This is a genomic window from Kribbella sp. NPDC048837 (assembly GCF_055586945.1).
Window position 1 is genome coordinate 65,609 of record NZ_JBVJHF010000013.1, and the last position, 20,442, is coordinate 86,050.

Annotated in this window: 16 protein-coding genes; 8 read left to right on the forward strand and 8 right to left on the reverse strand. The window is 70.5% G+C overall.

Annotation, left to right across the window (positions count from 1 at the left end):
- Window positions 1-501 precede the first annotated feature (501 nt).
- Window positions 502-1,374, reverse strand: coding sequence for a 1,4-dihydroxy-2-naphthoate polyprenyltransferase (locus ACZ6O0_RS41240; protein ID WP_465770537.1), 873 nt, complete (start codon window positions 1,372-1,374; stop codon window positions 502-504).
- Between the two features lie 63 nt (window positions 1,375-1,437).
- On the opposite strand from ACZ6O0_RS41240, the gene menE reads away from it, so the two are divergent.
- From menE to menD, 3 genes are read left to right on the forward strand one after another with little or no spacing between them, the layout of a single operon-like run.
- Window positions 1,438-2,529, forward strand: a complete 1,092-nt coding sequence (menE, locus tag ACZ6O0_RS41245; protein WP_465770538.1) for an o-succinylbenzoate--CoA ligase — start codon at window positions 1,438-1,440, stop codon at window positions 2,527-2,529.
- The gene (locus ACZ6O0_RS41250; RefSeq protein WP_465770539.1) at window positions 2,526-3,458 is read left to right on the forward strand and encodes an o-succinylbenzoate synthase; all 933 of its coding nucleotides are present in this window, start codon (window positions 2,526-2,528) and stop codon (window positions 3,456-3,458) included. The genes menE and ACZ6O0_RS41250 overlap by 4 nt, the downstream gene beginning before the upstream one ends.
- On the forward strand, window positions 3,455-5,095 hold the full coding sequence (menD, locus tag ACZ6O0_RS41255; protein ID WP_465770540.1) for a 2-succinyl-5-enolpyruvyl-6-hydroxy-3-cyclohexene-1-carboxylic-acid synthase: 1,641 nt from the start codon (window positions 3,455-3,457) through the stop codon (window positions 5,093-5,095). Before ACZ6O0_RS41250 ends, menD begins: the two co-directional genes overlap by 4 nt.
- Here menD and mptB read toward each other — a convergent pair.
- The 4 genes from mptB to ACZ6O0_RS41275 all read right to left on the reverse strand — a co-directional run bounded on the left by mptB (window position 5,082) and on the right by ACZ6O0_RS41275 (window position 9,802).
- A complete protein-coding gene (gene mptB / locus ACZ6O0_RS41260; RefSeq protein ID WP_465770541.1) occupies window positions 5,082-6,521 on the reverse strand; it encodes a polyprenol phosphomannose-dependent alpha 1,6 mannosyltransferase MptB in 1,440 nt (479 codons plus the stop codon). The genes menD and mptB overlap by 14 nt on opposite strands.
- A 50-nt stretch (window positions 6,522-6,571) precedes the next feature.
- Window positions 6,572-7,372: an ABC transporter permease gene (locus ACZ6O0_RS41265; RefSeq protein WP_465770542.1), complete on the reverse strand. Its 801-nt coding sequence runs from the start codon at window positions 7,370-7,372 to the stop codon at window positions 6,572-6,574.
- On the reverse strand, window positions 7,369-8,373 hold the full coding sequence (locus tag ACZ6O0_RS41270; protein ID WP_465770543.1) for an ATP-binding cassette domain-containing protein: 1,005 nt from the start codon (window positions 8,371-8,373) through the stop codon (window positions 7,369-7,371). The genes ACZ6O0_RS41265 and ACZ6O0_RS41270 overlap by 4 nt, the downstream gene beginning before the upstream one ends.
- A gap of 799 nt (window positions 8,374-9,172) precedes the next feature.
- Window positions 9,173-9,802: a PadR family transcriptional regulator gene (locus tag ACZ6O0_RS41275; RefSeq protein ID WP_465770544.1), complete on the reverse strand. Its 630-nt coding sequence runs from the start codon at window positions 9,800-9,802 to the stop codon at window positions 9,173-9,175.
- Window positions 9,803-9,858: 56 nt separating this feature from the next.
- On the opposite strand from ACZ6O0_RS41275, the gene ACZ6O0_RS41280 reads away from it, so the two are divergent.
- Window positions 9,859-10,686, forward strand: coding sequence for a GNAT family N-acetyltransferase (locus tag ACZ6O0_RS41280; RefSeq protein WP_465770545.1), 828 nt, complete (start codon window positions 9,859-9,861; stop codon window positions 10,684-10,686).
- Window positions 10,687-10,707: 21 nt separating this feature from the next.
- Here the strand turns inward: ACZ6O0_RS41280 and ACZ6O0_RS41285 are convergent, their stop codons facing one another.
- Window positions 10,708-13,452, reverse strand: a complete 2,745-nt coding sequence (locus ACZ6O0_RS41285; RefSeq protein ID WP_465770546.1) for a helix-turn-helix transcriptional regulator — start codon at window positions 13,450-13,452, stop codon at window positions 10,708-10,710.
- Between the two features lie 135 nt (window positions 13,453-13,587).
- On the opposite strand from ACZ6O0_RS41285, the gene ACZ6O0_RS41290 reads away from it, so the two are divergent.
- Genes ACZ6O0_RS41290 through ACZ6O0_RS41305 form a run of 4 tightly spaced genes read left to right on the forward strand, consistent with a single transcriptional unit; the run spans window position 13,588 to window position 18,456 of the window.
- The gene (locus ACZ6O0_RS41290) at window positions 13,588-14,088 is read left to right on the forward strand and encodes a (2Fe-2S)-binding protein (RefSeq protein WP_465770547.1); all 501 of its coding nucleotides are present in this window, start codon (window positions 13,588-13,590) and stop codon (window positions 14,086-14,088) included.
- Entirely contained in the window at window positions 14,085-15,077 is a 993-nt protein-coding gene (locus tag ACZ6O0_RS41295; RefSeq protein ID WP_465770548.1) for an FAD binding domain-containing protein, read from the forward strand. The genes ACZ6O0_RS41290 and ACZ6O0_RS41295 overlap by 4 nt, the downstream gene beginning before the upstream one ends.
- Complete coding sequence (locus ACZ6O0_RS41300) at window positions 15,074-17,323, forward strand: xanthine dehydrogenase family protein molybdopterin-binding subunit (RefSeq protein WP_465770549.1); 2,250 nt, start codon at window positions 15,074-15,076, stop codon at window positions 17,321-17,323. Before ACZ6O0_RS41295 ends, ACZ6O0_RS41300 begins: the two co-directional genes overlap by 4 nt.
- Window positions 17,320-18,456, forward strand: a complete 1,137-nt coding sequence (locus ACZ6O0_RS41305; RefSeq protein WP_465770550.1) for a hypothetical protein — start codon at window positions 17,320-17,322, stop codon at window positions 18,454-18,456. Before ACZ6O0_RS41300 ends, ACZ6O0_RS41305 begins: the two co-directional genes overlap by 4 nt.
- Window positions 18,457-18,469: 13 nt before the next feature.
- Here ACZ6O0_RS41305 and ACZ6O0_RS41310 read toward each other — a convergent pair whose 3' ends face one another.
- Both ACZ6O0_RS41310 and ACZ6O0_RS41315 read right to left on the reverse strand, forming a co-directional pair.
- Window positions 18,470-19,087, reverse strand: coding sequence for an MBL fold metallo-hydrolase (locus tag ACZ6O0_RS41310; RefSeq protein WP_465682214.1), 618 nt, complete (start codon window positions 19,085-19,087; stop codon window positions 18,470-18,472).
- A 2-nt stretch (window positions 19,088-19,089) separates the two neighbouring features.
- A complete protein-coding gene (locus tag ACZ6O0_RS41315; protein ID WP_465770551.1) occupies window positions 19,090-20,361 on the reverse strand; it encodes an isochorismate synthase in 1,272 nt (423 codons plus the stop codon).
- Window positions 20,362-20,442: the final 81 nt, after the last annotated feature.

The window sequence follows — 20,442 nt, forward strand, 5'->3', positions numbered from 1 at the left end:
GGTTTGCGGGCTGCCGCCCGCGGTCGACTGCTTGGTCGGCGCTTGCCCGGGGAGCAGCCGTCCGTGACGTAGGCCGGGTTGGCCCACGCGTGCTACATCGCCGCTCCAGCGCCGGCCGCTGGCTGGCAGGTCGGCCCACAACTGCACGCCGTTCGTCGAGTCGTGCAGTGAGGTTCTCTCGCTGGCGGAGGCCCGTCGCCGAGTCGTGGATCCGGGTGCTAGTCCACGGCGTGTCGGGAACCACGATCCACGAATCGAGGCTGGCCGGCCGAGCTCAGCTGCCCGGGGAGGAGTTGTCTCATCGGAAGACGGCAGCCGACCCACACGCGGGGCGGCAGCCCCGCACCTCGCGGGGCGCTAGCCCCGCACAACGCGGGCGTTAGCCCCCGCGCACCGCCGGCGGTAGCCGGCAAGGATGCGCCGGCGATGAGCCGGAGGGCGGGTGGGAGCGCGCGTAGCGGGCGCGACGAAGGAGTGGTCGCGTAGCACGCGTGGGAAGGACTACCCCCCGAGTGCAAGGCCGATGGCGAGGCCTACGGCGTACAGGAGTTCGGTGAGGCCGGTGTCTTTGAGGACGGGGATCAGGGCTGGGCCTACGGCGTCGCTCAGGACGACTCGGACTGCTTTGACTGCGAGTGGCAGGGCGATGAAGGCCAGCAGGGTCCATGGGGTCGCGAAGACGGAGAGTGTCGCGAGGATGAAGGCCAGGGCGATGAGGACGGTGTACAGCTTGCGGGAGCGGGACGCGCCTAGGACGACGGCTAGCGTGCGTTTGCCGGTGGTGGTGTCGGTGGGGATGTCGCGGAGGTTGTTGGCGACGAGGAGGGCGCAGGCGATGGAGCCGACGGAGACTGCGCCGGCTACGGCGGTCCAGCTCAGGGTTTCGGCCTGGACGTAGGTGGTGCCGAGTACGGCGACCAGTCCGAAGAAGAGGAAGACGCTGACTTCGCCGAGGGCCCGGTAGCCGTACGGGCGCTTGCCGCCGGTGTAGAACCACGCACCGACGAGTGACGCGGCGCCGGCGACCAGCAGCCACCAGTTGGAGGTGGCGCAGAGGATCACGCCCAGGACGGCGCCTACGCCGAAGCAGGTGAAGGCTGCGGTCTTCACCTGTCCCGGCGTGGCGACCTTGGAGCCGACCAGGCGCAGTGGGCCGACGCGGTTCTCGTCGGTGCCGCGGATGCCGTCGCTGTAGTCGTTGGCGTAGTTGACGCCGATCTGGAGCGCCAGGGCCACGCCGAGGGCGAGCAGGGCCTTCCACCAGACGAAGCCGTCCAGGTACGCCGCCGCACCGGTTCCGACGAGGACTGGGGAGATCGCAGCGGGCAGTGTGCGCGGGCGGGCGCCTTCGATCCACTGGGCAGGGGTGGCCATGACCGTCGATTCTGTCAGCCACTCGGCAGGTGGTCGCAACGAGGGCCGTACGCTCGGACTGACATGTCTACCTTGCGCCTGGTCCCCGGTACGCCGGATGCCGTGCTGTCCGCGCTCACCGGCGTACTGGACGGCAGCGGTACGCCGTTCGCCCCGGTGCCGTCCGATCCGGCAGCAGCCGCCCGGGTCCGGCAGGCGGCCGCACCGGATGAGCCACTCGAGGACGACTGCGCGGTGGTGCTGACCACCTCCGGGTCATCCGGTGAGCCGAAGGGCGTCCTGCTGTCCCGCGAAGCCCTGCTCGCGTCCGCGGCCGCTACCCACGACCGGCTCGGCGGACCGGGCCAATGGCTGCTCCCGATGAAGCCGTACTTCGTCGGCGGCCTGCAGATCCTCACCCGGTCAGTAGTGGCCGGTCTGGCACCGGTGATCGCCCAGGACAGCTTCACTGCGGCCGCAGCGTCGATGACCGGTCCGCGGCGGTACACCGCGATGGTGCCGACCCAGTTGGCGCGCTATCTGGAGACTGACCTCGACGCATTGCGATCGTTCGACGCGATCATCATCGGGGGTGCGGCCACGCCGGCGCCGCTGAAGGCCCGCGCGGCCGAGGCCGGCGTCACCGCGATTCCGGCGTACGGGATGACCGAGACGGGCAGTGGCTGTGTGTACGCCGGTGTGCCGCTGGACGGGACGTCGATCGACCTGGATGACGGGCGGATCCTGATCAAGGGCAGCACGCTGTTCTCCGGGTACCGGCTGCGGCCGGAGCTCACGGCGGAGGTGCTGAAGGACGGCTGGTTCCGGACGCAGGACCGGGGCGAGCTCGTGGACGGCCGGCTGCGGGTGATCGGCCGGGTCGACGACGTGGTGATCTCCGGTGGGGTGAATGTCACGCTGACCACGGTGCAGGCGCGGCTGCTCGAGCATCCGGAGGTGAAGGACGCTGTGGTGCTGGGCGTGCCTGATGCTGAATGGGGGACGCGAGTCGTGGCGTTCGTGGTCGGTGAACCTCCGCGGAACGAGTTGCGCGACTGGGTCGGCGAGACGTTGCCGCGGACCTGGGCGCCGCGGGACGTGGTCCGGCTGGACGCGTTGCCGATGCTTGCCTCGGGCAAGGTTGATCGCCAGGCGCTGCTGGAGGGCGTGCGGTGATCACGTACTCCATCGGCCTGAAGAACAAGTTCCGTGGCATCACCGTGCGCGAAGGCATGCTCTTCGAAGGACCGGCGGGATGGGCGGAGTGGAGTCCGTTCCTGGACTACGACGACGCGACCTGTGTGTCCTGGCTCCGGGCCGCGCGCGAGGCAGCTGTCGACGGCTGGCCTACACCGATCAGGGACGTCGTACCTGTGAACTGCACTGTGCCGGCGGTCGGGCCGTCCAAGGCCGCCGAGATCGTCAGGGCGTCAGGCTGCGGTACGGCGAAGGTGAAGGTGGCCGAGCCGGGTCAGACGCTGGCCGACGACCTGGAGCGCGTCGAGGCCGTGCGGGACGCCATCGGTGCCGGCCGGGTGCGGATCGATGCCAACGGCGCGTGGTCGGTGGACGAGGCGGTGCGGTGCCTCAAAGAACTCAAGCGCTTCGACCTGGAGTACGTCGAGCAGCCGTGCGCGGCTGTGGAGGAGTTGGCCGAGGTCAGACGGCGCACCGACGTACTGGTCGCCGCGGACGAGTCGATCCGGCGAGCTGAGGATCCCTTGCTGGTGAAGAAGCTCGAGGCCGCGGACATCGCCGTGCTGAAGGTCCAGCCCATCGGTGGAGTCCGTGCGTGCCTGGAGATCGCCGAGCAGATCGGACTGCCCGTGGTGGTGTCGTCCGCCCTGGAGACTTCGGTAGGCATTGCTGCCGGCGTGGCCCTCGCCGCCGCGCTGCCGGAGCTGCCCTACGCCTGTGGACTCGCGACCGTGTCGATGTTCACCCAAGAGGTCGTCGCCGAGCCGTTGCTGCCGGTGGACGGCTTCCTGCCGGTGAAGCGGCTCCGACCCGACCCGGCGTTACTGGACGCGGCTCGGGCGGACGAGACCAGGACCGCGGTGTGGGAAGAGCGCATGACCCGAGTGCAGAAGAGGAGTGCCGGATGAACCCGTCCACGGCGTTCGCGACGGTAGTGGTCGACGAACTGATCCGGTGCGGTGTCCGCGAGGCCGTAGTGGCCCCGGGCTCCAGGAGCGCCCCACTGGCCCTGGCGCTCGCCGCAGCGGACCGCGACGGCCGGCTGCGGCTGCACGTCCGGATCGACGAGCGTACGGCGGGATTCCTGGCGATCGGGTTGATCCGGGGGACCGGACTGCCCGTGCCGGTGGTCACCACCTCCGGCACGGCGGTGGCCAACCTGCACCCGGCCGTGCTGGAGGCATCGCACAGCGGACTGCCGTTGATCGTGCTCAGCGCGGACCGGCCGCCGGCGTTGCGGGGGAGCGGGGCCAACCAGACCACGGACCAGATCAAGGTGTTCGGCTCCGCGGTCCGGCTGTTCCACGAGATGGGTACGCCGGTCCGCGAGGTCGGTCAGGTTGCGTACTGGCGCTCACAGGTCGCACGGGCCGTGGCCAACGCCACGGGTGCCCGTTCGTCCGATCCGGGTCCGGTGCAACTCAACTGCCCTTTGTCGGAGCCGCTAGTACCTACCGAAGGCGCGGAGTGGCCAGAGTCGTTGAATGGACGCAGTACCGGGCCGTGGACCGCTGTGCACGCCGCAGCCGGGCCGCCGTCGGCTGTGTCGCCAGGCCCCAAGACTGTGGTGGTTGCGGGCGACGGTGCGTCCCAGGCCGCGCGGTTGGTCGCCGAGGCGGGGCAGTGGCCGTTGTTCGCGGAGCCGTCCAGCCGGGCCCGGACGGGTCCGTCGGTGATCTCGGCGTACCGACTGTTGCTGCAGGCAAGTTCTTTGACGGACCAGATCGAGCGGGTACTGGTGTTCGGCCACCCGACGTTGTCGCGACCGATCTCGAAGCTGCTGGCGCGGCCGGACGTCGAGGTGATCGTGGTCTCGCCGACCGGGCCGTGGCCGGATCCGGCCCGCCGGGCGGCCGCCGTGGTGACCGGACTCGAGGTCACCGAGGCCGATGCGACCAACTGGCTGGACCGTTGGCAGCAGGCGGACCAATTGGCCCGTCCGGCGATCGACAAGGTGCTCTCCGACAGCCTGAGCGGACCGCGCGTCGCCGCGATCGTCGGCGAGGCGGCCGGCGCCGACGGCATGCTCGTGGTCGCGTCCTCGAACCCGGTCCGCGACCTCGACCTCGCCCCGGTCGTCCCGATCCGGACCATCGCCAACCGCGGCCTGGCCGGGATCGACGGCACCATCTCGACCGCGGTCGGCGCGGCGCTCGCGAACGCCGGCCCGACGTACGCGCTGATCGGCGACCTCGCCTTCCTGCACGACACCAACGGCCTCGTGATCGGTCCGGACGAAGCGCGGCCCGACCTGCGCATCGTGGTCGTCAACGACAACGGCGGTGGCATCTTCTCCACCCTCGAGCAAGGCGACCCGACCCACGCCACGCACTTCGAGCGTGTCTTCGGCACGCCGCACAACGTGGACCTCGCCGCACTCTGCGCCGCCACTAGTACGCCGTACCAGTTGGTGGAAACGCCTGACGCACTCCGGGCGGCTCTGGCGCCGACCGTCGCCGGACTGGACGTGGTGGAGGCGCGCATCCCGCGCACTGGTCACCGGCCGTTGAACGAGGCGTTGCTGGCTGCCCTCAGCCAGTCGTAACCGGACTGGGCGGCACCTCCACCTTTGCCGCCTTCCTCGCCGGGTGCAGCGTCCGCAGGTGGTTGAGCAGCGGCAGCACCGACGCGATGACCAGAGCGGTCGTGGTGAGGATCGGAATCGTCGCACCGCGCAGCGACGAGTTGAGTGGCGCGGCGATGGTGAAGATGAGGCTCACCGCCGTGATCGTGGTGATCAGTCGCCGGCCTGGTCGAGCGACAGCCAGGAACGGCAGACACCACAGGAAGTACCAGTCGTGCGCCGTCGGGCCGAGAAGCACCACAGCCAGCAGAGCGATGCCGACAGCCCGCGCCGCGTGATGGATCGACGACCGCAGACTCAGCACTGCGATCAGACTGACGGCCACGAGCATCCCGACCAGCCGGACGATCTGGAGCGCCTGCTGTGCTGCGGTGTCCTCGCCGAACCACGCGAGTACGCCGGACGCCGCCATGCCGATCAGATTCGCGATCGAGAACGGCGAGCGGACCAGTCCGGGGACGTCGAGGGCACTGAGCCATCCGGACCCCACGCCGGTCAGTTCGCCGATGGTGACCAGCGTGAGGACCGACACCGCTCCTGCGATGACCAGACTGGCGAACCGCAACGTCCGTCCGGCCAGAGGGCTCATCACTGCCGCGATGGCGATCACCACCAGTCCACCAGGGAGCTTCACCGCAGCCGCAGCACCTGCGACGACGGCCGCCGTACCCCATCGGCCGGTGAGAGCCAGAGCGAACGCACTGCAGGCCAGTCCGAGCATCAGTACGTCGTTGTGCGCCGCACCGATGCCATGCGTGATCAGCATCGGGTTCAGCACCACCAGCCAGGTGGTGAAGACCGGGTCCACCCGGCAAGCGGTCGCGAGCCGCGGCACGGCCCAGGCGATCAGCACGATGCCCAGTACGGCGAGCAACCGGTGGGCCAGCATCAGCACGTACGGGTCCATGGTCACGCGCGCGACCAGACCGCCGTACGCGAGTGGCAGCGGACCGTACGGAGCAGGGGTCTGCATCCACATCGGGTCGACCGCTTCGACGATGTGGCCGGACAGTACGCCGGGGCCGACGTCGTACGGGTTGTAGCCCTCGGCGACCAGTGCGCCCTGTGCCGCATAGCTCCAGGCGTCGCGGCTGAACAGTGGCGGGATCAGGAGCAGCGGTGCGCTCCAGTACGCCGTCATTCGCAGCAGTGGCGGCCGGAGCCCGGCCATCACCTGTCGGCCCACGGTCAGCCAGGCCCAGGCCATCAGCCCGAGCCCGGCGACCATGAACGTGAGTCCGACCATCCGGCCGGGCAAGGAGTGCCGCAGTTCGCCGGTGATCGGCAGGGTGGCGACCCACGAGGACGGCGGCACCACCGACGTCACCAGGCTCGCCACGGCGACTACGACGGAGCCGACGACTCCACGGACCATCGGCGAGCGCACAGCGGCACGCTAGGCCCGCTGTGCGACGTACCGATGAACAATGCCTTGCGTCAGGCGGATTCCTTGCGGAAGGTGCGGGCGCCGACCGCCAGGCCGATGACCGTCAGCAGCACCACCCAGAACAGCCCCCACAGCGACGAACTGCTTCCGATGTCGCCGCGGAACAGCGACCGTACACCGGTCACGACGTGCTTCAGCGGACTGATGTCTGACAACCGCTGCAGCCAGGTCGGGCCGATCTGCATCGGCAGCAGGATGCCGGACAGCAGCAGCAACGGCATGGCGATCCCGTTCAGCAGCGGGGCCAGCGCGTCCTCGCTCTTGGTGATCAGCGCGACCGAGTACGACAGTGAGGCGAACGTTGCGCCGAGCAGGGCGACGATCACCAGCGACAGCAGTACGCCGTCCCACGGAGCACGCAGGCCCAGCGGGATCGCGGCGAGCAGCAGCAGGATGGACTGGACCACGAGTACGACGACATCGCGCAGTACTCGCCCTGCCATCAGCGCGATCCGGGACGCCGGCGTGACCCGGTCGGCCTCGATCACGCCGGCCCGGTACTCCGCGATCAGGCCGAAGCCGACGAACATCGCGCCGAACATGCCGAGCTGGACGATCAGGCCGGGGATGAACACCTGGTACGCGTTGGTGGTCGCGCCCTGGCTGATCTGGGCGGTGATCGGCTTCAGCAGCGGGCCGAACAGGAACAGGTACATCAGCGGCTGGCTGAGCATCAGGATCGACCACATCGGGTTGCGCAGCGACAACCGCATGGCCCGGTGGAACACGATCCAGGTCTCCCGGAGCACGTTGCCGGGATAGTGGGGTCGGGTCAGGGTGTGCGCGGTCATGCCACGGCCTCCTTCTCGGCTTCCTTCTGCTCGGTCTCGGCCGGCGTCGCGCCCTCGTCGCGCAGGGAGCGGCCGGTCATGGTCAGGAACACGTCGTCGAGCGTCGGGCGGTGCACCTCGACGCCGTGCAGTTCGATGCCCTGGGCATCGATCGAACGGAGCAGACCAGGCAGCACCGAACCACCCTTCGGGATCCGGAACTCGACCACGTCACCGTCTGTCTCCACCTCGACCGCGCCCGGGAGCTCGGCCGCGATCTTGCTCACCATGGGTGCCTGGGTCGCGTCCGCCAGGCTGAGCCGGACCGCGTCGCCGGAGACCTGCTGCTTCAGCGTCTCCGGGGTGCCGGAGGCAACGATCCTGCCGTGGTCGATGACCAGGATCCGGTCGCAGAGCGCGTCCGCCTCGTCCAGGTAGTGAGTGGTGAGGAAGATCGTCGCGCCGCGGTCGCGGAGGCCGCGGATGTGCTCCCACAGGTTCGCCCGCGCCTGCGGGTCGAGGCCCGTGGTCGGCTCGTCCAGGAAGATCAGCTTCGGTTCGTGGATCAGCCCCATCACGATGTCCAGCCGGCGTCGCTGGCCGCCGGACAAGGTCTTGCACTGCCGCCGCCACAGGCCCGGCAGGTCGAGCTCCTCGAACAACCGCTGCCCGTCCGCGGCCGCCTTCGCCTTCGGTACGCCGTACAGCCGGGCGTGATCGACGACCTCGTCACCGGCCACCGCCTCCGGCAAGGTCGACCCGCTCTGCGGCACATAACCGATGCCGCGGCGGACGCCGACCGGGTCCTTCGCCAGATCACACCCCGCCACCGTCGCGGTCCCGCTGGTCGGCGTGATCAGAGTCGCCAGCATCCGCAACGTCGTGGTCTTGCCGGCCCCGTTCGGGCCGAGAAAGCCGACGATCTCCCCGTCGGCGACGTCCAGGTCTACCCCCTGCACGGCCTGCACCGGCCCGCGCTTGGTCTTGAAGGTGCGGACAAGTCCGCGAGCTTCGATCATCATCCGGTCAGTGTGGTAAATCAACCTTGAATAGTCAATGTTGATTAAACCGGTGGAAGGTCCGTCCCACGCGTGCTACGCGACCACTCCTTCGTCGCGCTCGCTACGCGCGCTCCCACCCACCCCCGGCTTGTCGCCGGTGCATCCCTTGTCGGCTACAGCCGGCGGTTTGCGGGGCTGCCGCCCCGCGTCGTGCGGTGCTGCCGCCCCGCGGATTTGCGGCTGTCGCCGCGGGTGTTGCGGGCTGTCCCCAGGTGTGCCGGGCTGCCGCCCGTGGTGCGTGGGGCCTGGCCGTCGGGTGTGCGGGGCTGCCGCCCCGCGGATTGCGGGCTGTCGCCGCGGATGGTGCGGGCTGCCGCCCGCGGTTGTGGGCTCCTTCGTCGCCCGCGGTTGACTGCTTGGTCGGCCGCAGCCGCAGGTCGGTCGTTGAGTCGTGCATCGAGGTCCGCCCGCCCGGTGGGTCCCGTCGCCGAGTCGTGGATCCGGTTGCGAATCCGCGGTGTGTCGGGAACCACCATCCACGAGTCAAGGCTGGCCGGCCGAGCTCGGTCGCCCCGGGACGAGTTGCCAGGACGAGTTGCCTCGCGGACCAACGGCAGCCGACGCACACGCGGGGCGGCAGCCCCGCAGATCGCGGGCGATAGCCCCGCAGATCGCGGGCGATAGCCCCGCACACCGCCGGCGGTAGCCGGCAAGAGACGAGCCGGCGACAAGCCGGAGGGTGGGTGGGCAGCGCGCGGAGCGGACGCGACGAAGGAGCGGCTGCGCAGCACGCGTGGGAACGAACACGCGTGGGAACGAATCAGTCAGCCGGTGGAGAAGCGATCTCGCCCCAGTGGGTGATCATGCCGGGATAGGGCGACCAGTCGGCGGGTTCGCCGGCGAAGGCGTAGGCGCCGTCCTCTAAGCGCTGGTGGAAGGACCGCGTCCACTCGAGCTCACCGACGTCGCGCGCCGTGGTGATGCGGAACATCTCGATCACGTGGTTCGGCGTGCCGGGGTCTTCCAGGATCTGGCGCTCGGTGAACGGCTCGGCCTTCTGGCGTTGCTCGAGTTGGACGATGCGGGCCTCGAGCGCGGCCAGGACCTCGTCGCGCCGCAGGGACCACAGGAAGCTGAGCGCGGCCTGCATCCGGTCCGGATGGAACCCGTCGACCGTCCACAGCATCTCCCGCAGCAGCGAGAAGTACTCCGTTTCGCCGTCGGTCGTCAGCTTGTACGACGTGCGCCCGGGCCGGTGTGCGCCGTCCTGCTCGATCTCCTGCAGGTACCCGTGTTTGGCCAGTGTCCGCAGCCCGGTGTAGATCGAGCCGGGGTTGATGTTGGCCCAGTCCTGCACGTTCCAGGTGAGCAGCTCGCGGCGCAGCTGGTACCCGTAGGCCGGCTGGAAGATCCGCACGACCCCGAGCAGCAGCAACCGCGTGGTGGACATGTTCGCAGTGTAAATCCGGCGACCCGAACCAGATCGGAGGCGTACTCTCCGGAGCCATGGATGTGCGTGTGACGAGTGACCCTCGGGCCTTCGAGCAGACGGTGTTTCCTTTCCTGCAACAGGATCCGGTGCTGCACACGATCATCATGAGCAACGTCCACGAGCGGGCGAACGGGACGGCTCGCGCCGAGGACGGGCCGTCGTACTTCGTCTCCGTCCACGACCCCGGCGTCGTCGGCGTGGCGATGCGGACTCCGGGGCGCGCGGTCTACCTCGGCGCGCTGCGGGCCGACCTCGCGGAGCTGGTCGCCGACGCGTACGCCGACGTACTGCCGGAGCTCGCTGGTGTCGCAGGTGACCAGCCGGCTGCCCAGCGGTTCGCGGACCGGTGGTGTGAGCGGCGCGGTGGGCAGGCGACCCAGACCAAGGGCACCCGGCTGCACAAGCTCGGCACGCTCACGCCGCTCCCCGCGGACGCGGGAACTCCGCGGCTGATGCGGGCCGACGAGGTCGAGCTCGTCAGCGCGTGGGGGTACGACGGTTTCGCGGAGGAGCTCGGCGGCGGATACCGCGAGTGGGCGGAAGGCAAGCTGCGACAGCAGACCCTGTGGATCTGGGAGGTCGACGGCGAGCCGGTGAGCATGGTCGGCTACCACCTCGCGCTCTTCGGAGTCTGCCGGGTCGGCCCGGTCTACACGCCGCCCGAGCGGCGCCGGCACGGGTACGCCGGTGCGCTGACCAGTCACGTCTCCGCCGAGATCCTTGCGCAGGGCAACCAAGCCTGCCTGTACACCGACTTGGCGAACCCGACCTCGAACAAGATCTACCACCAGGCCGGCTACCGCCCGGTGGCCGACTTCGTCGACGTGGAGTTCACCGCCTGATCCGCACCAACGACCCGGCCTTCAGGCGGGCGGATGGAGTCCGTGGCGTGAGGTGATGCCGAGCTTGGTGTAGATGTTGCCGAGGTGGTACTCGACGGTGCGGGGGCTGAGGAACAGCCGGCTGCCGATCTCGGGGTTGGAGAATCCGTCGCCGGCCAGGCGGGCGATCTGGCTCTCTCGGGCGGTGAGCTGGGTGGTGGTGGCCGGCGTGCGTTTGCGGGCGGTCTCGCCGGTGGCGAGGAGTTCCCGGCGGGCGCGTTCGGCGAAGGCTTCGGCGCCGATCTCGGTGAACAGGTCGTGGGCGGTGTGGAGCTGTTCGCGGGCGTCGTGGCGGCGGCGTCGCCGGCGGAGCCATTCGCCGTACAGGAGGACGGCACGGGCGAGGTCGGTGCGGACCCGGGTCCTGGCGAGCCGGTCGATCGCTTCCCGGTAGAGGGGTTCGGCCGTACCGTCGTCGCTGACCAGTGCGCGTGAGCGGGCCTCGATCCCGAGTGCCCAGTCGGTACCGCTCACGCTGGTCATCGCGGTGATCCAGCCCAGGGTCTCTTTCGCCGCCTCGATCTTCCCGTTGCGCACGGCCGCCTCGACGAACTCGGTCGCGGCCCAGTTCACCGCGCCCGGGGTCCGCACTTCGGGAGCGTTGACCCGGCCGAGTGCGCGGTGCGCGGCCGCCATCGCCTCGCGGTAGCGGCCGAGGCCGTTGTTGAGCACCGCGTTCGCCCGTTCGGCGACGACGACGCCGATGCCCTCGCCCCGGTGGGTCACGTCCGCGATGGTGGCTTCGATCCGGGTGGAGGCTTCAGCGCGTTCACCGCGGAGAGCGGCAACGGCGAGTGCGGCGTACGGCGCCGGGTTGCTTCCGGTCGCCTCGGTCACGGTCTGGATCTCGTCGACGAGTGCTCCCGCGGCGCCGAGATCGCCGCCGAACAGCAGCAGGTACGCGCGCATGCTGAGCGCCAGCGGGAGCTCACTCAAGGCGCCCGTCGTCCGGGCGAGCTCGAGGTACCGGGCGGACAGACCGTCCCAGCACTCGTCGGCCCACAGATGCAGGGCCGCGACGCAGGCCAGCCACGACCAGCGCAGCTCCTCCGCCGCGGACATGTCCTCGCCGAACGAGGTGACGGCTCGCCGCAGCAGCGGTACGCCGGCCGCGTAGCCCTCGGTGAAGTTGGCGGCCAGGCCGGCCAGGAGGAGATCCGGCGGGGTGGGCGCGAGCGGCCGCGGCGTCGTACTGGCAGCGCGTGCCACGGCCACCGAGTTGCCGTCCGCACCGGCCAGCCGGTCCGCGAACATGGCGGCCGTCAGTGCGTCCAGGTACGTCTCCCGGGACAGTGCGGTGTCGATCGGTTCGAGGCGCTTCGCGGCCTTGAGCAGCAGCGGCGCGGCGTCCCGGCCCCGGTTGGTGGCGAAGGCGACCTGGGCGCGGACGAGGTCGACGCGAGCCTGTTGCAGTTCGCTGAGCGGTCCGGCTTCGGCCATCACCAGCAGGTCCAGCGCCGCATCGAACGCTCCGGCCCGGCTCTTGGTCTGCGCCGCCGCCAGCGCCCGGGTGGCCCGCTGCGCCGGATCGACGGTCAACCGGGCCGAGCGTTCGAGGAACGCGGCGGCCGCAGCCAGTCCGCCGCGGGCCTGGGCGCGGCCGGCGGACTTCTCCAGTTCGGCGGCGACGGTGTCGTCGGGGCCACTTGCCGCGTGGGCGAGGTGCCACGCGCGACGGTCGGCGTCGCGCGCCGGATCGGTGACCTCGGCCAGCGCGCGGTGCGCCTCCCAGCGTTGCTCGGGCGTCGCCTCCCGGTGGATCGCCGAGCGCACCAGCGGATGCCGGAAGGTGATCCGCTCGTGGAACCGCACCAGGCCTTCGAACTCCGCCGGATCGACGGTGTCGATGGCGATGCCCAGTCGTTGCGCGGCACGACGTACCAGGGCCGCGTCCCCGGCCGGTTCGACCGCGGCGACCAGGAGCAGCCGGCGGGTGTCGGACGGCAACGGTGCGAGCCGGCGCTGGAACGTGTCCTCGATCCGATGGGTGAGTTGCTGGGCGTCGGGCAGGCCGAAGCCACCGGCGAGCTCGGCGTAGCTGAGGTCCTGGGGCAGTTCCAGCAGCGCGAGTGGGTTTCCGCGGGTCTCGGCGAGGATGCGGTCGCGGACCCGCTCGTCGATGGGTCCGGGGATCGCCGCGCTGAGGAGCTCTCGTGCGTGCTGTGGTGGGAGGCCGCCGACGTCGAGCCGGGGCACGCCGGCGAAGGGCTCGTCGTCGGCCGAGTCGCGGAGGGCGAAGACCAGGGCGACGGATTCGGCCAACAGCCGGCGGGCGACGAACGTGAGAGTTCGCGCGGAGGTGTCGTCGAGCCATTGCGCGTCGTCGACCGTGCAGAGCAGTGGTTCCTCGGCCGCTGCGTCGGCGACCAGGCTGAGGGCGGCCAGGCCGACCAGGAAGGGATCCGGTGGCGGACCGGTCCGCAGGCCGAACGCGGTGCCGAGCGCGTCGCGTTGTGGAGACGGAATGTGGTCGAGCCGGTCCAGCAGTGGTGAGCACAACTGGTGCAGACCGGCGAAGGCGAGTTCGGCCTCGGCCTGCACGCCCGCCGCGCGGATCACCCGGCAACCGGACGCCTCGGACACCAGGTACTCGAGCAACGCCGACTTGCCGATCCCCGCCTCCCCGCGGATCACCAGGGCCTGGCTCAGTCCGCTGCGGACGTGATCGAGGAGGTCGTCGAGCTGCCGGCGCTCGGCGTACCGATCAACCAGCCGATCAACCAGCATGGTCTGAAATTAACCCGGTTCGTTCCCCGGGACCATTGCCCCGGGCGCGGTAATCCGGCCGGGGACTCACGGATACGAACAGCGGTACGACGCGCGAGGCTTCGGCTCACCACCAGCTGGGAGGTACGTCGTGCCATGACGAGTGTCGAAGAAGCAGTGACGAGGGTCCCGGTGCCGCTCCGGATCAACGGCCGGCAGCACGTCGTCGACCTCGAGCCGCGCGTCAGTCTGCTGGACGCATTGCGTGAGCACCTGGATCTGACCGGTAGCAAGAAAGGGTGCGACCAAGGGACGTGCGGGTCGTGCACAGTGTGGATCGACGGCCGGCGGGTGCTCGCCTGCCTGACGCTGGCGGTCGCCGCCTCGGGGCACGAGATCGTCACGATCGAGGGTCTCGCCGACGGCGACCAGCTGCATCCGATGCAGCGGGCGTTCATCGAGTACGACGCCTTCCAGTGCGGCTACTGCACGTCCGGCCAGATCATGTCCGCGATCAAGGTGATCGAAGAGGGCCATGCCGGCACCGACGAGGACATCGGCGAGTTCATGAGCGGCAACATCTGCCGGTGTGCGGCCTATCCGAACATCCGGGCGGCGATCCGGCACGTCCGCGACGCAGCGGGAGGACGGTCATGAGGCCGCTGACCTACAGCCGGGCCGCGGACGTGCGGCACGCGATCGCGCTGGCGACGGCGAATCCGGCCAGCGCGTTCCTCGCCGGCGGAACCACCGAGGTGGATCTGATCCGGGCCGGCATCTCCCACTCCGAGCACCTCGTGGACATCAACGAGCTGCCGCTGCGCGGCGTCGAGGACCTGCCCGACGGCGGCCTGCACATCGGTGCCCTCGCGCGGATGAGCGACGTCGCGCGTACGCCGGGTGTCGTCGAGCGTTACCCGGCGATCTCCAGGGCTCTGCTGCTGGGCGCCTCGGAGCAACTGCGCAACATGGCGTCGATGGGAGGCAACCTCCGCCAGCGCACCCGATGTGCGTACCTGCGCGACGGCGTCTCGCCGTGCAACAAGCGCGAGCCGGGGTCCGGCTGCGCGGCGCTCGACGGGTTCAATCGCGGCCACGCGATCCTCGGCACGAGTGAGCACTGCATCGCCACGCATCCGTCCGATGTCGCCGTCGCGCTGGTGGCGTTCGACGCCGTCATCCGGACGGCCGGTCCGGACGGCGAGCGCACGATCCCGTTCGACGACTTCTTCCTCCTCCCCGGGGACACCCCTGAGCTCGAGCATCCGATCGCCCCGGGCGAGTTGATCGTCGGGATCGACGTACCCGGAGCGCCGATCGCCCGCGGCTCGGTCTATCTCAAGTTCCGCGACCGGCAGTCGTACGAGTTCGCCCTGGTCTCGGTCGCGGCCGCGCTCGAGGTGGACGGCGACACGGTCGCGGGCGCGCGCATCGCGATGGGCGGTGTCGGTACCAAGCCCTGGCGGGCGCGCCGGGCCGAGTCCGCGCTCGTCGGACATCCGGCGAACGAGACGTCGTTCCGGCAGGCGGCCGCGGCCGAACTGGCGGAGGCCGTCGTACGGGAGCACAACGCGTTCAAGGTCGAGCTCGCCCAGCGGGCGATGGTGCGCGGCCTCGTCCACTGCTTGAACGGGAGGCGGTCATGAGCGCCGTCGGTACGCCGGTCACCCGCGTGGACGGCCCGGCCAAAGTCACCGGCGCGGCGCGGTACTCCGCCGAGACCAACCTGCCCGGGATGACCTATCTGGCCGTGGTCGGCGCCACTGTCGCCAGCGGGCGGGTGACGGCGATCGACGCCGAGGCCGCGCGCGCCGCCGAGGGCGTGCTGGCCGTGCTCACCCAGGAGGATCTGCCGAAGATCGCCGCCGAGCCTCACCTGTTGCCGTCCCTGGTCGGCGGCCCGGCTCCGGGCGAGAGCTTCTTCCCGATGCAGGACGACGTCGTCCAGTACGCCGGACAGCCCGTCGCGCTCGTGATCGCGGAAGAGTATGAACAGGCGCACCACGCGGCGTCGTTGGTGCGGATCTCGTACGAACCGGCCACGTCGATCACCTCGATCCAGGAGGGCCGCGACCAGGCGTACGAAGCGCAGCGGCTCTTCGGCGGCCTGATGCCGGCACGCAACGAGCGCGGCGATGTCGAGGCCGGCCTGGCCGGAGCGGACGTGCGGGTCGAGGTCGCCTACAAGATGGCGGCCAACCATCACAACCCGATCGAGGCCCCGTCGACGGTCGCTACCTGGGACGGCGGCAACCTGACCCTGTACGAGTCGACCCAGGGCATCCGCGCCACCCAGCAGACGGTGGCCCAGCTGCTCGGTCTGCCGATCGCGCGCGTCCGGGTGATCACCCGGTTCGTCGGCGGCGGGTTCGGCGCCAAGGCGATGGTGTGGCCGAACGTGACGCTCACCGCGATGGCCGCGCGGTACGTCGGCCGCCCGGTGAAGCTGATGCTCACCCGGCCGCAGATGTTCACCTCCAACGGGCACCGGGAGGAGCAGGAGCAGCGGATCGCGCTCGGTGCCACGCGGGACGGACGGCTGACCGCGATCCGGCACGAGAAGCTGTCGATCACCTCGCCGTTCGACGACTGGGCCGAGCCGGCGACCGGTGTCTCGTCGCAGCTCTACGGCTGCGAGAACTTCCTCGGCATCCACCGGCTGATCAAGGGCAACACGATGACGCCGACGTTCACCCGTGGCCCGGGCGAGTCGCTCGGCGTGTTCACCCTCGAGACGGCGATGGACGAGCTCGCCTACCAGCTGGAGATCGACCCGGTCGAGCTGCGGCTGCGTAACCACACGCCGGTCGACCCGTTCGGCAATCCCTGGTCCAGCGATGGGCTGGTGGAGTGTCTTCGCCTCGGCGCCGAGCGGTTCGGGTGGTCCGGACGGAACCCCGCTCCGCGGACGACCCGCGACGGCGAGTGGCTGGTCGGCACCGGTGTCGCGGCCGCGGCGTACCCGATCGCGTTCTTCATGCCGCCGCAGCGGGCGCGGGCCCGGATCTTCGCCGACGGCAGCGCGATCGTGCAGACCTCGACGCAGGAGTTCGGCACAGGCGTCCTCACCATGGCCACCCAGGTCGGCGCCGACGCCCTCGGCGTCGCCCTCCGCGACATGGAGTTCCAGGCCGGCGACAGCGACCTGCCGAACAGTACGGCGGCCGTCGGCTCGGCCGGTGCCGGCATGGTCAGCTCCGCGGTCCACGCGGCCGGTACGGCGCTCCGCGAGCAGCTGATCGCCTTGGCCGTCAGCGACGAACAGTCGCCCCTGCACGGAGCCGGACCAGGCTCGGTGAAGGTGGCGGACGGGCACCTGACGTCTCCCGAACGTCCGGGCGCGGTCGACACCTACCGTGAGCTGTTGTCGCGCAATCACCTGTCCGACGCCGAGGCGCTCGGGACCTGGCGGCCGCCACCGCTGGACACCCCGCACGGGCTGCTCACGTTCGGCGCGCAGTTCGCCGAGGTCGCCGTCGACCCCGAGCTCGGCCTGATCCGCGTGCGCCGGCTGAACGGCGCGTTCGCGCCCGGGCGGGTGCTCAACCCGCTGCTGGCCCACAGCCAGCTGATGGGCGGCATGCTGTGGGGGATGAGCCAGGCGCTCCTCGAGGGCAACCACATGGATCCTCGCTACGGCCGGTGGGCGGAGACGAACCTGGCGGAGTACCTCGTGCCCGTCAACGCCGACGCCCCCGAGGTCCACGTCGACTTCGTCGCCGTGGACGACGAACTGGTCGGCCCGCTCGGCGCCAAGGGCGTCGGCGAGATCGGTCAGGTCGGGGTCGCGGCCGCGATCGCGAACGCGGTCTTCCACGCGACCGGCCGGCGGATCCGCAGCCTGCCGATGGCGCCGGAGCTCGTGATGGATCCGGCCGACGCCGGGCGATGAACACTGTCGGGCCGGCGGGTCCCCCCTCGCCCGCCGGCCGCTCCCGGCTCCCGGAACGACCGCCGCTCTCGCAACCACGCGGTACCGGCTCGCGATCGTCCCGGCAGCCCGCACTCGGGCTGCTCGGCCTGCTGCTCGTCGTCCCGGTCGCGGTGGCGCTGGCGATCGGTGCCGGCGGCGAAGGGTCGATTCGCGTCCTCGCGCCGCTGGTGACGTTCTCCCTGCCGCTGGTCGTGATGATCGCCTTCTGGTGGGAGGACTGGCCGGGCACCCGGCTGCGCAGTAGCTGGTCCGGCTGGGCCGACACCGTGCTGATCATTGCGGGTGCGATCGTCCTGAGCGCTGCCGGTCAGGCCCTGGCCGGTCGCCTCGATCCCGCGGCCCTGTTCGATCCCACACCCGGTCCGGGCCATGTACCGACGTTTCCGGCGACGATGCCGCTCGCCGGGTTGGCGTTCGTCGTCACGCTCCAGATCACGCTCGTCGGTGAGGGGTGGCCGCTGCGGCGCCTGCACCCGCTGGTCGCCGGTCCGATTGCGGTCGCGATCGCCTGGGCCATCGCGATCGCCGGCTACCTGACCGTCGTCGAGATCGAGTCGCCGGCCGGTTCGGGCGTGATCGCGCGGGACGGCCCGGTGCCAGGCGCCGTACTCGGCGCGACGCTGGTCCTGATCGGCGCCTGGCAGGTGCTCTTCTTTGTCGTCTGGCGCGGTTGGCCGTTCGCGACTGTCGCGAGTCGAGCGGCTCGCCTCACCATCGCCCACGTCACGGTGATCGGCGGCGGGATCGTCAGCTACCTCGTCCTGCGTGAACTGCTGGGGCTGGCTCCTGCGCGAATCACCGCGCTCAGCGGCTGCTTCATCGCCGCCGGCCTGCTGTTCGGCATGCTGTTCGAGGGCTGGTTCGGCAATCTCGGTCCCACCGTCGAACGCGTCGCCCTCCTGCTGGCCACCCTCGCCCTGGCAGCCCTGTTGGCAGTCGCATTGCAGGCAATCGCCAACAGGGCCATGCACCTGACGCACAACACCGCCGACGACTGGGTCGGCCACGCCGCCCTCAACGCCCTCGCCACCGCGACCATCCTCCACGTCGCGATCGGACGCCGCTGGCCTTTCCCGAACCCTGCCGAGTAGCGGCTGTTCAGGGTCAGTTGATGTCCAGGGTGTCGCCGGGGGCGAGGGCCTTGTAGGGGCGGTCGTCGGAGTTGAGGAAGCGGGGCATCATGCTGAGGCCGATCGGGCTGAGCAGGCCGTCGTGGATGCCGACGAGCTGCTCGGCCTTGACCGCGCGGGCGTAGTCGACGGCCGGCGGCAGCGCGAACCACGGACCGGAGATCGGCACCAGGTTGGTGTGGACGGCGCGGTCCGGCTGGGTGAACGAGTCACCCGGGTGGTACACGGCGTCGTCGATCAGGAAGCCGATGTTCTCGCAGGGCACGCCCCACTCGGGCAGGATCACCGCGTGGTCCTTGCCATAGGCACTGACCGAGAAACCAGCCGCCTCGAACGACTGCCCACCGGCCACCACGTGCACCTTGTCACCCAGCGCGGTCAGCTGCGCGGCGACACCGGCGTTCGTGTAGACGGGTACGTCGAGAGCGGCGACCCGCTCGATGTCCAGATGGTCCTGGTGCTCGTGCGTCACCAGGATCGCGTCCGCCTTCTCGAACGCCGCGTCCTCACTGAACGATCCCGGGTCGACGAGCAGCGTCTTCCCGTCCTTCTCCAGGCGGACACAGGCGTGCGCGAACTTCGTCAGCTTCACAGTCAGTCTCCCAGCGCGTCTCTCATCGGAACCAGTTTGGCGTTCGTCTCGGCCAGTTCGGCGACCGGATCGGAGCCGGCCACGATGCCCGCGCCGGCGAACAGCCGCATCCGGCGTGGGTCGTCCGGGTCGGCCTGGCCGCAGCGCAGCGCGATGCACCACTCGCCGTCCCCGGCCGCGTCCATCCATCCGACCGGTCCGCTGAACCGGCCGCGCCGCATCCCCTCGACCTCACCGATCAACGCCCGCGCGACGTCGGTCGGCGTACCGCAGATCGCCGCCGACGGGTGCAGGGCGGCGGCCAGGCCGAGGGCCGAGGCGCCGTTGTTGGCGACGCCGGCGACGTCGGTGGCCAGATGCATCACGTTCGGCAGGTGCAGCACGAACGGTGTCTCGGGCACGTTCATCGAGGTGCAATGCGGCTTCAGTGCTTCCGCCACCGAACGGACGGCGTACTCGTGCTCCTCGAGGTCCTTGCTCGACCGGGCCAGCGACGCGGCCAGCGCCAGGTCGTGCGCGTCGTCACCGGTCCGGCGGATGGTCCCGGCCAGTACGCGCGACGTGATCAGGCCCCGCTCCCGCCGGACCAGCAGCTCCGGGGTGGCGCCGATCAGTCCGTCGACGGAGAACGTCCAGCAGTTCGGGTACGCCGAGGCCAGCCGGCGCAACGGCCACCGGAGGTCGATCGGCTGCTCGGCGATCGCGATCAGGTCGCGGGCGAGCACCACCTTGTCGAGCTCGCCGGCGGTGATCCGCTGGACCGCGTCGGCGACGATGCTCGACCAGGCCGTGCCGGAGCGCGCGCCGTCGGCGAACGTCACGTCGTACACCGGGGAGGGCTCGTGGGTGACCAGCTCGGGCGGTGCGGCGATCGAGCTCGCCGGGGAGATCGTCGTCACCCAGGTGGTGCCGCCGCGGCGGCCGACGATCACCTCGGGAACCACCAGCTGGCTCGGGTCCTGGTCGGTGAAGCCGAACGATCCGAAGCAGACCAGGCCCGAGCCTGGTACGCCGACCTCGTCGCGGATCACCGCGGCCGCGGTCAGCTCCTGCCACCAGGCCACCGCCTCGTGGAAGCGGTTGCCACCGGCAACGTCGAGACGGGCGGCGACGCCCCAGCCGACGTGACCGTCGCCCCGCCGTACCCAGGCCAGGCCGCTGTCGGTCGGCAGATGGTCCATCAGCTGCGCCGACACGCCGTCGACGGGCACGCTGCGGATGACTAAGTGGGGGACGGGCTGATGACCGGATCGGACCGGGTCAGACAAGGCCACGACACCCCTCCTCGCTCGCGCTCCGGCCCCGGGTCACGATGGCCGGTCTGCTCCCTGGAGATGCACTCACGAGATGCAAGC